Genomic DNA, 13,949 nt, shown 5'->3' with positions numbered 1-13,949 from the left:
AGTCATGGCAGAAGCAGCCGCCAATAACGTTCCGGCCAAGGTCACGCGAGCAGACGGCAAACCGCCGTTGTTTGGTCTGTCCTTTCTGGAAAACCTCTCCGAGATGACCATGCTGCGTCAGGTGGGCCTGTTGGTTGGCTTGGCGGCGAGCGTGGCGATTGGTTTTGCCGTGGTGCTGTGGTCGCAGCAACCCGACTATCGGCCGCTGTACGGCAGCCTTGCCGGTATGGACGCCAAGCAGGTCATGGAAACCCTGGCCGCCGCTGACATTGCTTACACCATTGAGCCCAATTCCGGTGCCTTGCTGGTCAAGGCCGATGATGTGTCGCGTGCGCGGCTCAAGCTCGCCGCTGCTGGTGTCACTCCCAGCGACGGCAACATCGGTTTTGAAATTCTCGACAAGGACCAGGGGCTGGGCACCAGTCAGTTCATGGAGGCGACCCGTTATCGTCGCGGCCTTGAGGGTGAACTGGCGCGGACCATTTCCAGCCTGAACAACGTCAAGGGTGCCCGTGTACACCTGGCAATTCCGAAAAGCTCGGTGTTCGTGCGTGATGAGCGCAAGCCAAGCGCATCGGTACTGGTCGAGCTCTATTCCGGCCGGTCGCTGGAGCCGGGCCAGGTCATGGCTATCATCAATCTGGTGGCGACCGCCGTTCCCGAGCTGAGCAAGTCGCAGATCACCGTCGTCGACCAGAAGGGCACCTTGCTCTCCGATCAGGCGGAAAACTCCGAACTGACCATGGCCGGCAAACAATTCGATTACAGCCGCCGTATGGAAAGCATGCTCACTCAGCGTGTGCACAATATTCTGCAGCCGGTGCTGGGCAACGATCGCTACAAGGCTGAAGTCTCCGCCGATGTGGATTTCAGTGCAGTCGAGTCGACTTCGGAACAGTTCAACCCGGATCAGCCAGCCCTGCGCAGCGAGCAATCGACTTCCGAGCAGCGCACCGCCAGCAACGGCCCGCAAGGCGTTCCCGGTGCGCTGAGCAATCAGCCGCCATCGCCGGCCTCGGCGCCACAAACCACCGGTGGCTCGAGCGCTTCCGCTGGCATGGTGCAGCCAGGTCAGCCGCTGCTGGATGCCAACGGCCAGCAAATCATGGACCCGGCAACCGGTCAGCCGATGCTGGCACCGTACCCGGCGGACAAGCGTCAACAATCCACCAAGAACTTCGAACTCGACCGCTCCATCAGCCACACCAAGCAACAGCAGGGCCGTTTGAATCGCCTGTCGGTTGCGGTCGTTGTGGATGATCAGGTCAAGGTCAACGCGGCCAACGGTGAAACCACCCGTGCCCCGTGGAGCGCCGATGAGTTGGCGCGCTTCACGCGTCTGGTGCAGGACGCCGTCGGTTTTGATGCCAGCCGTGGCGACAGCGTCAGCGTGATCAACGTACCGTTCTCGGCCGAGCGTGGCGAAGTCATCGCCGACATTCCGTTCTACTCGCAGCCCTGGTTCTGGGATGTAGTGAAACAGGTTCTCGGCGTGTTGTTCATCCTGGTGCTGGTGTTCGGCGTGCTGCGTCCGGTGCTCAACAACATCACCGGTGGCGGCAAAGGCAAGCAACTGGCGGGTCTTGGCAGCGATGTCGAGCTCGGTGGCATGGGCGGTCTGGACGGCGAACTGGCCAACGACCGCGTCAGCCTCGGTGGCCCGCAAAGTATTCTGCTGCCTAGCCCGAGCGAAGGCTATGACGCACAGTTGAACGCAATCAAGAGCCTGGTGGCCGAAGATCCGGGTCGTGTGGCTCAGGTCGTGAAAGAGTGGATTAACGCAGATGAGTGATAATCGAGCCGCTATCGCCAAACTCAGCCGGGTCGACAAAGCCGCGATTCTGCTGCTGTCCCTGGGTTCAACCGATGCTGCGCAAGTGCTGCGCCACATGGGGCCTAAAGAGGTCCAGCGTGTGGGTGTGGCCATGGCGCAAATGGGCAATGTGCACCGCGAGCAGGTCGAGCAGGTGATGAGCGAGTTCGTCGACATTGTCGGCGATCAAACCAGCCTCGGCGTCGGTTCGGATGACTATGTGCGCAAGATGCTCACCCAGGCGCTGGGCGAAGACAAGGCCAACGGCCTGATCGACCGAATTCTGCTGGGTGGCAACACCAGCGGCCTGGACAGCCTGAAGTGGATGGAGCCGCGTGCGGTGGCGGACGTGATCCGTTACGAGCACCCGCAGATCCAGGCGATCGTCGTGGCGTATCTCGATCCGGATCAGGCCGGCGAAGTGCTCGGCAACTTCGACCATAAAGTACGCCTCGATATTATTTTGCGCGTGTCTTCACTGAACACCGTGCAGCCCGCCGCGCTGAAAGAACTCAACCAGATTCTCGAGAAGCAATTCTCCGGCAACTCCAACGCCGCGCGCACCACCCTGGGCGGTATCAAGCGTGCAGCCGACATCATGAACTTCCTCGACAGCTCGATCGAAGGTCAGTTGATGGACTCGATCCGCGAAGTCGACGAAGACCTGTCCGGCCAGATCGAAGACCTCATGTTCGTGTTCAACAACCTCTCCGATGTCGATGACCGAGGAATTCAGGCATTGCTGCGCGAAGTCTCCTCGGACGTGCTGGTGCTGGCCCTCAAGGGCTCGGACGAGGGCGTCAAGGAAAAGATCTTCAAGAACATGTCCAAGCGGGCGGCCGAATTGCTCCGCGACGACCTGGAGGCCAAGGGCCCGGTACGCGTCAGCGACGTCGAAACTGCACAGAAAGAAATCCTCACCATTGCCCGCCGTATGGCCGAAGCCGGAGAAATCGTTCTCGGCGGGAAGGGCGGCGAGGAAATGATTTAACGCCATGGCATCCAAGAGTGATGAGTCGCCCACCGACCTGATCCGTGCGCGTGATGTCCGTGGTTTTGATATCTGGTCGTTGCCCAGCTTCGACCCGCACGTCCTGGAGCCTGAACCCGAGCCCGAGCCTGAACCGCCGGAGATGGAAGAAGTGCCGCTGGAGGAAGTCCAGCCACTGACCCTCGAAGAGCTCGAAAGCATCCGTCAGGAAGCCTACAACGAAGGCTTCGCCACTGGCGAGCGAGAAGGTTTTCACAGCACCACGCTAAAGGTTCGCCAGGAAGCTGACGTGGCCCTGAGCGCGAAACTCGTCTGCCTTGAATTACTGATGGGCAATCTGTTCGAACCGATTGCCGAACAGGATACGCAGATCGAGAAGTCCCTGGTCGGGCTGGTCCAGCACATTGCCAAACAGGTGATTCAGCGCGAACTGGCCATCGACTCGACGCAAATCGAGCACGTCATGCGCGAAGCCCTGAAATTGCTGCCGTTGGGTGTCGGGAATGTGCGTCTGTACATCAACCCGCAGGACTTCGAGCAGGTCAAGGCATTGCGTGAACGCCACGAGGAGACCTGGCGCATCGTCGAAGACGAAGCCATGTTGCCAGGCGGATGCCGGGTCGAGACCGAGCACAGCCGCATCGATGCGACCGTGGAAACCCGCATCACGCAAATCATGGCCAAGCTGTTAGATCAATTGCACGATCAGGCGCTGCATCCGGCCGAGGCAGATTTGAGGCTGGAACTTCCCGTCAGCGCAAAGCCGTCTGCCTTGGCACTTGAACCAGAGCCGGAAATCGCTGATGCGCCTTGATCGCACCAGCTTCGGCAAACGCCTGAGTACTTATGCGCAGGCCATCGAGTTGCCCGGTCAACCGATCCTCGAAGGGCGCTTGCTGCGCATGGTCGGCCTGACGCTCGAAGCCGAGGGCCTGCGCGCTGCCATGGGCAGCCGTTGCATGGTGATCAACGACGACAGTTATCACCCGGTACAGGTCGAAGCCGAAGTCATGGGCTTCTCTGGCAGCAAAGTGTTTTTGATGCCGGTCGGTGGTGTTGCGGGCATTGCCCCAGGCGCCAGAGTCGTACCCTTGGCCGATGCCGGACGCTTGCCAATGGGCATGAGCATGCTCGGGCGGGTGCTGGATGGCGCCGGCCGTGCGCTGGACGGCAAGGGCGCAATGAAAGCTGAAGACTGGGTGCCGATGGAGGGTCCGACCATCAACCCGCTTAAGCGTGACCCCATCAGCCAGCCGCTGGATGTGGGTATTCGTTCCATCAACGGATTATTGACAGTCGGTCGCGGTCAGCGCCTTGGCCTCTTCGCCGGCACCGGCGTCGGCAAGAGTGTGCTGCTGGGCATGATGACCCGCTTTACCGAGGCCGACATCATCGTCGTCGGGCTGATCGGCGAGCGGGGTCGTGAGGTCAAGGAATTCATCGAGCACATCCTCGGTGAAGAGGGGCTCAAGCGCTCCGTGGTGGTGGCGTCGCCTGCGGACGATGCGCCGCTGATGCGTCTGCGCGCCGCGATGTACTGCACGCGAATCGCCGAGTATTTCCGCGACAAGGGCAAGAACGTCCTGTTGCTGATGGATTCACTGACCCGTTTTGCTCAGGCGCAACGGGAAATCGCTCTGGCCATCGGCGAGCCGCCCGCGACCAAGGGTTATCCACCATCGGTGTTCGCCAAACTGCCGAAACTGGTGGAGCGTGCCGGTAATGCCGAGGCGGGTGGCGGTTCGATCACCGCATTTTATACCGTGTTGTCCGAAGGCGACGACCAGCAGGATCCGATCGCCGATGCCGCGCGGGGCGTGCTCGACGGACACATCGTCCTGTCGCGACGCCTGGCGGAAGAGGGGCATTACCCGGCGATCGACATCGAAGCATCCATCAGTCGGGTCATGCCGTCGGTGGTCAGCCCAGACCACATGACCCGTGCACAGTACTTCAAGCAGCTCTGGTCGCGTTATCAGCAAAGTCGCGACCTGATCAGCGTCGGCGCCTATGTGGCGGGCGGCGATCGGGAAACCGATCTGGCGATCTCGTTGCAGCCGCAATTGGCCAAGTACCTGCGTCAGGGCTTGAACGACAGCATCAGCCTGGGTGAGAGCGAGGCGTACCTTGCCTCGATCTTCGCCCCGGCGGCTGGCGGCTAACACCTCATGGCCCAGAGCCGGTCGGCGCGCCTGGCGCCCGTGGTCGATATGGCTGAAAAGGCCGAAAAGACCGCCGCCCAGCGCCTGGGACACTTTCAGGGCCAGGTGCGATTGGCCGAAAGCAAGCTCGCCGACCTCGAAAGCTTCCGTTTCGAGTACCAGGAACAATGGATCGTACGCGGCAGCCATGGCGTCTCGGGGCAATGGTTGCTGGGGTATCAGGGCTTTCTCGCGCAACTGGGCACCGCGATCGATCAGCAGCGCCAAAGCCTGGCCTGGCACCAGAACAACCTGAACAAGGCGCGTGACACCTGGCAGCAGGCGTTTGCCCGGGTTGAAGGGCTGCGCAAGCTGGTGCAGCGTTACATCGATGAAGCTCGCCAGCTCGAAGACCGGCGCGAGCAGAAGCTGCTCGACGAGCTTTCCCAGCGTTTGCCGCGCCACGATCCCTATTGATGAGGGTGGGGCGCGGAAAAGATCTTGATCCGTCGGGCTGTCCTGCCTTGCTCATGCCGCTCGCAAGTGCTAAACCTTCTACACGTTGCCAATGACAGGGAAGCCACAGCATGTCAGTCGTTACAGAAGTATCTCCGGATGGGCAAAAACTCACGATTTCGGTCAAGGGGCGATTCGATTTCGCCAAGCATCAGGAGTTTCGTGAGTCCTACGAGCGCCCCGACGGGCAGATGCCAAACTCGGTGGTGGTCGACTTGAAAGAGGCGACATACCTCGACAGCTCGGCGTTGGGCATGTTGCTGCTGTTGCGTGATCATGCTGGCGGAGACAACTCCGATATTCGCGTGGTCAACAGCAGTTCCGATGTGAAGAAAATCCTCGCCATCTCCAATTTCGACAAGCTGTTCGACATCAGTTGATCGTCATGTCGACGCTGCCCGAGCCGCTGACCGTGCTGATCGCAGAAGACAGCGCGGCCGACCGCTTGTTGCTGTCGAGTATCGTCCGTCGTCAGGGGCATGAGGTGTTGACCGCGGCCAACGGCGCCGAAGCGGTTGAGCTGTATCAGCAGCAGCGTCCGCAACTGGTGTTGATGGACGCGATGATGCCGGTGATGGACGGTTTCGAAGCGGCGCGACAGATCAAGCTGCTGGCCGGCGAAACGTTGGTGCCGATCATCTTCCTGACCTCGCTGACGGAAAGCGAAGCCTTGGCGCGTTGCCTGGAGGCGGGTGGCGACGACTTTCTGGCAAAACCCTATAACCAGGTGATCCTCAGCGCCAAGATCAAGGCGATGGATCGTTTGCGGCGCTTGCAGGCGACGGTCCTGGAGCAGCGCGATCTGATCGCCAGGCACCATGAGTACCTGCTCAATGAGCAGCGGGTGGCCAAGGCGGTATTCGACAAGGTCGCTCACTCCGGTTGCCTGAGCGCTCCCAATATCCGTTATTCACAATCGCCCTATGCCTTGTTCAACGGCGACCTGTTGCTGGCGGCATTTACGCCGGCCGGTGACATGCATGTGTTGCTGGGGGATTTCACCGGTCATGGCCTGCCGGCAGCAGTCGGCGCCATGCCGCTGGCGGAGGTGTTCTACGGCATGACTGCCAAGGGTTACGGCCTGGCGGAAATGCTGTGCGAGATGAACGCCAAGCTCAAGCGTATCCTGCCGGTGGATATGTTCTGTTGCGCGACCCTGTTGTGCCTCAGTTTTCAGCGTCGTTCAGTGGAGGTCTGGAACGGCGGTATGCCGGATGGTTATCTGCATGATATCGCCAGCGGAAAGCGCACCACGTTGCTGGCGCGGCATCTGCCCCTGGGTGTGTTGAGCCCGCAAGCCTTTGACGATCGCACCGAGGTGTTCCCGATGGCCCTCGGCGACCGGGTATTCCTGTTGTCGGACGGCGTGATCGATACCTGTGATGCCAATGAGCAGCTGTTTGGAGTCGAGCGATTAGAGCGGGTATTTGCCAACAACCGCCATCCAGAACGGTTGTTCGAGGAGATTGAACAGGCGCTGCGGGATTTCCGTGGCGAGGCGCGTGACGATGTCAGCATGGTTGAGGTCAGCCTGCTCGAAGCCACGCAACTCACTCCTCCCGCCATAGTGTATTCCGACAGCGGTGAGTCCTGCCCGCTGGACTGGTCGGCGAGTTTCGAGTTTCGCGCAGACACGCTCAAGCGCTTCAATCCGCTGCCTTATCTGTTGCAGCTGTTGCTTGAGGTGCATGGGCTGCGGGCGCAAAGCGGGGCGCTTTACAGTGTGCTGGCCGAGCTCTATTCCAATGCGTTGGAGCATGGTGTGCTGGGACTCGATTCGAGTCTCAAGCGCGATGCATCCGGGTTCGCGCGGTATTATGAGCAGCGCAATGCGCGCCTGGAAGCGCTTGAGGATGGCTACCTGCGGGTGCATATGCAGGTGTCGCCGCAAGGGGCGGGTGGTTGTCTGGTGGTGGAAGTTGAAGACAGTGGCGCGGGGTTCGACGTGCAGCGGGTCATGACGCGACCTGTCGACGCTGGTCGCTTATCGGGTCGCGGTGTGTGTCTGATTCGTCAGTTGAGCCACAACGCCAGTTGGTCGGACAATGGCCGACGTGCCCGCGTGGAGTTTTCCTGGGAGGCTCAGGCATAATCCGCATATTCTTGATCAGGGAGCGAACAAGTGACTGACATTCATCTGGATCACGACGTGCTGAATACGTTGAAGGAAGTCATGGAGGATCAGTACCCGATACTTCTGGATACTTTCCTTCAGGATTGCGAAACACGTTTGACCCAACTTCGCGGAACTCAGGATCCCGATCAACTGCTCAGTGCAGCCCACAGCTTCAAGGGCAGTAGCAGCAACATGGGCGCCAAACGCCTGGCTGAGTTGTGCGGTGAGCTGGAGCTGCGAGCCAAGCAAGAGAGCTTCGCGGGAATCGAAAAACTGGTCGGCGAAATCGACGGCGAATTTGCCATCGTCAGGCGACTGTACCGTGAAGAGCGCCAGCGTTTTCATTGTTGAAAACGCCTTCGTAGCAGATTTTTTCGGTGCCTGATCAAACCTGGCTCGACCCTTGCAGTTTTGTTTCTCAACTGTACCTACGATCCCAGTGCAGCGGAGACCGTTATGCCCCTCGCCCCGAACTCGCTTCTTCAGACCGCCTCGCAGGCCAAGACTCAGTCTGTGTCTGCCAGCGTGCCTGTCAATGCGCCGGCAGCGCCAGCAGAGCCCCGGGATAAGGCCGCAAGCTTTTCTCAGGTCTATGCCAGGCAGTCGCAAGCTACCCCGGCGTCAAGGACCGATGGGGCCGGTAAAAACGTGCGTGACAAAGTCGCTGACAGCTCCGGCAAAAAAGTGGCGACTGGCGACAAATCTGCCGCCCCGCAGGCGACCGTTGCCGATAGCGGCAAATCCTTGCCCGCCGACAAACCGGCGGATACCCACGATAAGGCCGCAAGCGATGCAAGCGGCGCAAGCGATTCTGCAGCGGCCACGGATGCCCCGGTGGCTGATAGCACTGCGCTCGACCCAACTCTCGATCCGGCATTGGCGCAGGCGGTGCAGCCGATGCCGGTGTCAGTGCCGGTGCCCGATCCACAAACACCGCCGGTGGTTGCTCAGGCTCAGGCTTCGCCTCAGGTTGATGCGGCGCTTGCGGCGACGGTGACGCCTGCGCCGGCTCAACCTGCGGTGACGACGGATCCCTCGTTCGATCCTGCATCCGATCCTTTGGACGCGATGCCGGCCGTGCGCCTGGCACTGGAGCAAAGTGGTCACGTGTCGGCCTCCAGCCAGTCCCCGACAGAAGCGATACCGGATCAGGCCGATAGCGAGCCCACCGCGGCGCAGAACTTTGCCAATGGCATGGCGAGCATGCTTGACGTGCAAACCAGCAAGGACAGCACCAGCCAGGGGGGCGAAAAGTCCTTCGGCGGGTTGATCGAAGACGGACTCAAGGATCTGAAGTCGGCGACCAGTGACACGCGCGTTGACGATTTCGCCAATCGCCTGGCAGCGCTGACCCAGGCCGCCACGCCAAAGACCGCGAATGCGTTGCCGGTGAATCAACCGATCGCCATGCATCAGAGCGGCTGGACCGAGGAAGTGGTCAATCGGGTCATGTACCTGTCGAGTGCCAACCTCAAGGCGGCGGATATTCAGCTTCAGCCGGCGGAACTGGGTCGTCTGGATATTCGGGTGAACATGGTTCCCGATCAGCAGACTCAAGTGACCTTCATGAGTGCTCATGTTGGCGTGCGTGAGGCGTTGGACAGTCAGATGCATCGTCTGCGCGACATGTTTGCCCAGCAAGGCATGGGGCAGGTCGATGTCAATGTGTCCGACCAGTCTCGCGGCTGGCAAGGACAGGGGCAGCAGCAGGCTCAGCAAGGGCAGGGCTCAAACGCGACGGCCAGTGGCGGTGGTCGCCTGGGCTCGGCGGATGAAGAACTGCCGGTGAGCGTGGCGGAAGCAGCCGCCAACACGACCAGCGTCATCGGCTCCAGTGCAGTCGATTACTACGCCTGACCGACACTGATCTCTGTGGGAGCGAGCCTGCTCGCGATGAGGCCATTACAGTCGATATCTTTGTGGACTGTTACACCGCTATCGTCGGAACGCCGCCCGGAGCCGGCTCGCTCCCACATGGGGCTTGTGGTGTTTTGCAGGTTGTGCTCAGTCCCCACCATGCCCCTCCCGACACTTCTGGCATAACACTTGCTCTTGCCTTGCCGTGCACCTGTGAAAACTCGAATAGTGACGGATTATTGGCATGGCGAAGAGCGAAGCAGCAGTGAAAGACCCAGCCGGGAAAGGCAAACTCAAGCTTATTCTCGTAATTGTGCTGGCCGTGCTGCTGGCGATCGGTCTGTCCGTGGGGGCGACCTGGTACTTCATGCACAGCGCTCAGAGCAAGCCTGCGCCTGCAGCCGAAACTGCCAGTAATGCCAAGCCTGCGGCGATTTATGAAGCCATGGCCCCTGCCTTCGTGGCCAATTACAACCAGAATGGCCGTCAGCGCTACATGCAGGTGAGCATTACCCTGCAGGCGCGTAACCAGACCGATCTGGACGCGCTAAAAGTGCATATGCCGGTGATTCGCAACAACCTGGTCATGCTGTTCTCCGGACAGAATTTCGACACCCTGGCGACTCCGGTCGGTCAGGAAATGCTGCGCCAGAAAGCCACTGCCAGTGTGCAGGAAGTCGCGCAGAAAGAAGTCGGCAAAGTCGTTATCGACCAGTTGCTGTTTACCAATTTCGTACTGCAGTAGGAACACGACATGGCCGTGCAGGACCTGCTGTCCCAGGATGAGATCGATGCGCTGCTGCATGGTGTCGACGATGGTCTGGTACAGACCGACAACGCTTCTGAACCGGGCAGTGTCAAAAGCTATGACCTGACCAGTCAGGATCGCATCGTCCGCGGACGCATGCCGACCCTGGAAATGATCAATGAACGGTTTGCCCGCTACACGCGCATCAGCATGTTCAACATGCTGCGGCGTTCGGCGGACGTCGCTGTCGGTGGCGTACAGGTGATGAAGTTCGGCGAGTACGTGCACTCGCTGTACGTCCCGACCAGCCTCAACCTGGTCAAGATCAAGCCGTTGCGCGGTACTGCATTGTTCATCCTCGACGCCAAGCTTGTCTTCAAGCTGGTGGACAACTTCTTCGGCGGTGATGGTCGTCATGCCAAGATCGAAGGCCGTGAATTTACTCCGACCGAATTGCGCGTCGTGCGCATGGTGCTGGAGCAGGCCTTCGTTGATTTGAAAGAAGCCTGGCAAGCGATCATGGAAGTCAATTTCGAGTACATCAACTCGGAAGTGAACCCGGCCATGGCCAACATCGTCGGGCCGAGCGAAGCGGTGGTGGTCTCGACCTTCCACATCGAACTCGACGGCGGCGGCGGTGACCTGCACGTGACCATGCCGTACTCGATGATCGAACCGGTCCGCGAAATGCTCGATGCGGGCTTTCAGTCGGACCTCGACGATCAGGATGAGCGTTGGGTCAACGCCCTGCGTCAGGACGTGCTGGATGTCGACGTGCCGATCGGTGCCACGGTTGCCCGTCGCCAGTTACGCCTGCGAGACATCCTGCACATGCAGCCCGGGGATGTGATCCCGGTCGAGATGCCGGAAGAAATGATCATGCGCGCCAACGGCGTGCCGACCTTCAAGGTCAAGATGGGCTCCCACAAGGGCAACCTGGCCTTGCAAGTGATCGAGCCGATCGGGCGACGCTGATCTGCGTTCGCACACATTCGCTTTTAATTGACGGCTTCCAATTGATTGGTTGCCCGCTGAGGACAAATGATGGCTGACGAAATGAATACCCAGGACGACCAGGCACTGGCCGATGAGTGGGCCGCGGCGCTCGAAGAAACGGGTGATGCCGGGCAGGACGATATTGACGCCTTGCTGGCCGCCGATGCGGCAAGTTCGTCATCCTCCGGTCGTCTGGCAATGGAAGAGTTCGGCAGCGTGCCGAAGAACAACGAGCCAGTGACCCTCGACGGTCCTAACCTGGACGTGATTCTGGACATCCCGGTGTCGATTTCCATGGAAGTCGGCAGCACCGATATCAACATTCGTAACTTGCTGCAGCTCAACCAGGGCTCGGTGATCGAACTTGACCGCCTGGCCGGCGAACCCCTGGACGTACTGGTCAATGGCACGCTCATCGCTCACGGCGAAGTGGTGGTGGTCAACGAGAAGTTCGGCATCCGCCTGACCGACGTGATCAGCCCAAGCGAACGCATCAAGAAGCTGCGCTGAGTGAAGGCGTTTCTCGGCGTATTGCTGGCCTTGCCGCTCGGTGCATGGGCGGCGGAACCGGTAGCGGCGGTTGCGACACCGGCGGTCGGCAGCGGCGTGGCCGGTCAGTTGACTCAACTGGTGCTGGGTTTGCTGCTGGTGCTGGGCCTGATCTTCTTCCTCGCCTGGTTGTTGCGCCGCGTCCAGCAGGCGGGTCCTGCCGGCAAAGGGCAGGTGATCGAGCTGATCGGCTCGCGCGCCCTCGGGCCGCGTGATCGCCTGGTGCTGGTGCAAGTCGGTAACGAGCAGATTCTGCTTGGGCTGACCCCGGGCACCATTACCCCGTTGCATGTGCTCAAGGAGCCGGTGCAAGTGCCGAGCACCGAGCAGGCGACCCCCGAGTTTGCCCAGCGCCTGATGGAGCTATTGGGTAAAGATAAGGATAAGAAGTAATGCCGTTGCGCACCCTGTTGACGCTGGTCCTGATGCTGGCCGCGCCGTTGGCGTTCGCTGCCGACCCGCTGTCGATCCCGGCGATCACCCTGGGCACGAACGCCAATGGCGCTCAGGAGTACTCGGTCAGCCTGCAAATCCTGCTGATCATGACCGCGCTGAGTTTCATTCCGGCGTTCGTCATGCTGATGACCAGTTTCACCCGGATCATCATCGTGTTCTCGATCCTGCGTCAGGCCCTGGGTTTGCAGCAAACGCCGTCGAACCAGATTCTTACCGGCATGGCGCTGTTTCTGACGATGTTCATCATGGCGCCGGTCTTTGATCGGGTGAATCATGATGCCTTGCAGCCTTATCTGGCCGAGAAGCTCACGGCTCAGGATGCGGTGGCCAAGGCGCAAGTACCGATCAAGGACTTCATGCTGGCGCAGACTCGCAGCAGCGACCTCGAGCTGTTCATGCGCCTGTCCAAGCGCACCGACATCGCGACGCCGGATCAGGCGCCGCTGACCATTCTGGTGCCGGCCTTCGTGACTTCGGAACTGAAAACCGCGTTCCAGATCGGCTTCATGATCTTCATTCCGTTCCTGATCATCGACCTGGTCGTTGCCAGCGTGCTGATGGCTATGGGCATGATGATGCTCTCGCCGCTGATCATTTCGCTGCCGTTCAAGATCATGCTGTTTGTGCTGGTGGATGGCTGGGCGTTGATCATCGGTACGCTGGCGAGCAGTTTCGGCGGTGTTTAGACATAAGTGGGCGGGTAGGGCGATATGACTCCTGAAGTGGCGGTAGACCTGTTCCGTGAAGCGCTCTGGCTGACCACCATGATGGTCGCCATATTGGTCGTTCCGAGTTTGCTGGTGGGTCTGGTGGTGGCGATGTTTCAGGCGGCCACGCAGATCAACGAACAGACCCTGAGCTTCCTCCCGCGTTTGCTGGTGATGCTGATCACGCTGATCGTTGCCGGTCCGTGGCTGATACAAACGTTCATGGAATACATACTGCGCTTGTACACCAGTATTCCGCAGTTGATCGGCTAAACCATGTCGTTGCTGGCGCTGACCGATGTGCAAATCAGTACCTGGGTGGCCAGCTTCATGCTGCCGCTATTTCGGGTGGGCGCGGTGCTGACGACCATGCCGATCTTCGGTACGACCCTGGTGCCCAGGCGTATCCGACTGTATTTCGCAGTGGCGATAACGGTGGTCATCGCACCGGGCCTGCCGCCGATGCCGCAGGTCAATCCGCTGGACTTGAGCGGTCTGCTGCTGATTGCCGAACAGATACTGATTGGCGCGCTGCTGGGGTTCTCCTTGCAACTGTTCTTTCAGGCGTTCGTGGTGGCCGGGCAGATCATTTCGATCCAGATGGGCATGGGCTTCGCGTCCATGGTCGACCCCACTAACGGTGTGTCGGCGGCCGTCATCGGGCAGTTTTTGACGATGCTGGTGACGCTGCTGTTTCTGGGGATGAATGGCCATCTGGTGGTGTTTGAAGTCCTCACGGAAAGCTTCACGACCCTGCCGGTGGGCAGTGGCATGCTGATCAATCATTTCTGGGAAATGGCCGGCAAGATGGGCTGGGTACTGGGCGCGGCACTGCTGCTGGTATTGCCGGCAATCACCGCGCTGCTGGTGGTCAACATTGCCTTCGGGATCATGACCCGCGCGGCGCCGCAACTGAACATCTTCTCTGTCGGTTTTCCGCTGACCCTGGTGCTGGGCCTGGTGATTTTCTGGGTCAGTCTGGGGGACATTCTCAACCAGTACCAACCGCTGGCCACCGAGGCCTTGCAGTTGTTGCGTGATATGGCACAGGCGCGCTGA

At 60.1% G+C, this 13,949-nt stretch carries 16 protein-coding genes; all 16 read left to right on the top strand.

Going from position 1 to position 13,949, the window contains the following annotated elements:
- The first annotated feature begins 4 nt into the window (after positions 1-4).
- The 16 genes from fliF to fliR all read left to right on the top strand — a co-directional run bounded on the left by fliF (position 5) and on the right by fliR (position 13,949).
- Positions 5-1,792, top strand: coding sequence for a flagellar basal-body MS-ring/collar protein FliF (fliF, locus tag HK44_RS19375; RefSeq protein ID WP_019692391.1), 1,788 nt, complete (start codon positions 5-7; stop codon positions 1,790-1,792).
- A complete protein-coding gene (fliG, locus tag HK44_RS19370) occupies positions 1,785-2,804 on the top strand; it encodes a flagellar motor switch protein FliG (RefSeq protein ID WP_019692390.1) in 1,020 nt (339 codons plus the stop codon). Before fliF ends, fliG begins: the two co-directional genes overlap by 8 nt.
- 4 nt (positions 2,805-2,808) lie before the next feature.
- On the top strand, positions 2,809-3,618 hold the full coding sequence (gene fliH / locus HK44_RS19365) for a flagellar assembly protein FliH (protein ID WP_019692389.1): 810 nt from the start codon (positions 2,809-2,811) through the stop codon (positions 3,616-3,618).
- On the top strand, positions 3,608-4,966 hold the full coding sequence (fliI, locus tag HK44_RS19360; RefSeq protein ID WP_019692388.1) for a flagellar protein export ATPase FliI: 1,359 nt from the start codon (positions 3,608-3,610) through the stop codon (positions 4,964-4,966). The genes fliH and fliI overlap by 11 nt, the downstream gene beginning before the upstream one ends.
- A gap of 6 nt (positions 4,967-4,972) precedes the next feature.
- A complete protein-coding gene (fliJ, locus tag HK44_RS19355) occupies positions 4,973-5,422 on the top strand; it encodes a flagellar export protein FliJ (protein WP_019692387.1) in 450 nt (149 codons plus the stop codon).
- 110 nt (positions 5,423-5,532) lie between these two features.
- Positions 5,533-5,841, top strand: coding sequence for an STAS domain-containing protein (locus tag HK44_RS19350; protein WP_019692386.1), 309 nt, complete (start codon positions 5,533-5,535; stop codon positions 5,839-5,841).
- Positions 5,842-5,846: 5 nt separating this feature from the next.
- Positions 5,847-7,553 carry a fused response regulator/phosphatase gene (locus HK44_RS19345; protein WP_019692385.1) on the top strand — a complete coding sequence of 569 codons (1,707 nt, stop codon included), beginning with the start codon at positions 5,847-5,849 and terminating at the stop codon, positions 7,551-7,553.
- A gap of 30 nt (positions 7,554-7,583) precedes the next feature.
- Positions 7,584-7,928: an Hpt domain-containing protein gene (locus HK44_RS19340; RefSeq protein WP_019692384.1), complete on the top strand. Its 345-nt coding sequence runs from the start codon at positions 7,584-7,586 to the stop codon at positions 7,926-7,928.
- 105 nt (positions 7,929-8,033) lie between these two features.
- Positions 8,034-9,434: a flagellar hook-length control protein FliK gene (locus tag HK44_RS19335; protein ID WP_019692383.1), complete on the top strand. Its 1,401-nt coding sequence runs from the start codon at positions 8,034-8,036 to the stop codon at positions 9,432-9,434.
- 244 nt (positions 9,435-9,678) lie between these two features.
- Positions 9,679-10,179: a flagellar basal body-associated protein FliL gene (gene fliL, locus HK44_RS19330; protein WP_019692381.1), complete on the top strand. Its 501-nt coding sequence runs from the start codon at positions 9,679-9,681 to the stop codon at positions 10,177-10,179.
- Positions 10,180-10,188: 9 nt separating this feature from the next.
- Positions 10,189-11,157 carry a flagellar motor switch protein FliM gene (gene fliM / locus HK44_RS19325; protein WP_019692380.1) on the top strand — a complete coding sequence of 323 codons (969 nt, stop codon included), beginning with the start codon at positions 10,189-10,191 and terminating at the stop codon, positions 11,155-11,157.
- A gap of 69 nt (positions 11,158-11,226) precedes the next feature.
- Positions 11,227-11,688: a flagellar motor switch protein FliN gene (gene fliN, locus HK44_RS19320; RefSeq protein WP_019692379.1), complete on the top strand. Its 462-nt coding sequence runs from the start codon at positions 11,227-11,229 to the stop codon at positions 11,686-11,688.
- Positions 11,689-12,120 carry a flagellar biosynthetic protein FliO gene (gene fliO, locus HK44_RS19315; protein WP_019692378.1) on the top strand — a complete coding sequence of 144 codons (432 nt, stop codon included), beginning with the start codon at positions 11,689-11,691 and terminating at the stop codon, positions 12,118-12,120. It begins immediately after the preceding gene.
- On the top strand, positions 12,120-12,869 hold the full coding sequence (gene fliP, locus HK44_RS19310) for a flagellar type III secretion system pore protein FliP (protein WP_019692377.1): 750 nt from the start codon (positions 12,120-12,122) through the stop codon (positions 12,867-12,869). The genes fliO and fliP overlap by 1 nt, the downstream gene beginning before the upstream one ends.
- A 24-nt stretch (positions 12,870-12,893) precedes the next feature.
- Positions 12,894-13,163 carry a flagellar biosynthesis protein FliQ gene (gene fliQ, locus HK44_RS19305; RefSeq protein ID WP_019692376.1) on the top strand — a complete coding sequence of 90 codons (270 nt, stop codon included), beginning with the start codon at positions 12,894-12,896 and terminating at the stop codon, positions 13,161-13,163.
- Positions 13,164-13,166: 3 nt separating this feature from the next.
- On the top strand, positions 13,167-13,949 hold the full coding sequence (fliR, locus tag HK44_RS19300) for a flagellar biosynthetic protein FliR (RefSeq protein WP_019692375.1): 783 nt from the start codon (positions 13,167-13,169) through the stop codon (positions 13,947-13,949).

This window comes from Pseudomonas fluorescens HK44 (genome assembly GCF_000217955.3).
Taxonomy (GTDB): domain Bacteria; phylum Pseudomonadota; class Gammaproteobacteria; order Pseudomonadales; family Pseudomonadaceae; genus Aquipseudomonas; species Aquipseudomonas fluorescens_AQ.
This window is presented reverse-complemented; position numbering and strand designations above follow the sequence as displayed.

Coding starts and splice junctions, on each gene's coding strand:
- fliL (WP_019692381.1), top strand. CDS start 9,679: ATGGCGAAGAGCGAAGCAGCAGTGAAAGACCCAGCCGGGAAAGGCAAA.
- HK44_RS19345 (WP_019692385.1), top strand. CDS start 5,847: ATGTCGACGCTGCCCGAGCCGCTGACCGTGCTGATCGCAGAAGACAGC.
- fliF (WP_019692391.1), top strand. CDS start 5: ATGGCAGAAGCAGCCGCCAATAACGTTCCGGCCAAGGTCACGCGAGCA.
- fliM (WP_019692380.1), top strand. CDS start 10,189: ATGGCCGTGCAGGACCTGCTGTCCCAGGATGAGATCGATGCGCTGCTG.
- HK44_RS19335 (WP_019692383.1), top strand. CDS start 8,034: ATGCCCCTCGCCCCGAACTCGCTTCTTCAGACCGCCTCGCAGGCCAAG.
- fliQ (WP_019692376.1), top strand. CDS start 12,894: ATGACTCCTGAAGTGGCGGTAGACCTGTTCCGTGAAGCGCTCTGGCTG.
- fliJ (WP_019692387.1), top strand. CDS start 4,973: ATGGCCCAGAGCCGGTCGGCGCGCCTGGCGCCCGTGGTCGATATGGCT.
- HK44_RS19350 (WP_019692386.1), top strand. CDS start 5,533: ATGTCAGTCGTTACAGAAGTATCTCCGGATGGGCAAAAACTCACGATT.
- fliR (WP_019692375.1), top strand. CDS start 13,167: ATGTCGTTGCTGGCGCTGACCGATGTGCAAATCAGTACCTGGGTGGCC.
- fliH (WP_019692389.1), top strand. CDS start 2,809: ATGGCATCCAAGAGTGATGAGTCGCCCACCGACCTGATCCGTGCGCGT.
- fliI (WP_019692388.1), top strand. CDS start 3,608: ATGCGCCTTGATCGCACCAGCTTCGGCAAACGCCTGAGTACTTATGCG.
- fliG (WP_019692390.1), top strand. CDS start 1,785: ATGAGTGATAATCGAGCCGCTATCGCCAAACTCAGCCGGGTCGACAAA.
- fliP (WP_019692377.1), top strand. CDS start 12,120: ATGCCGTTGCGCACCCTGTTGACGCTGGTCCTGATGCTGGCCGCGCCG.
- fliN (WP_019692379.1), top strand. CDS start 11,227: ATGGCTGACGAAATGAATACCCAGGACGACCAGGCACTGGCCGATGAG.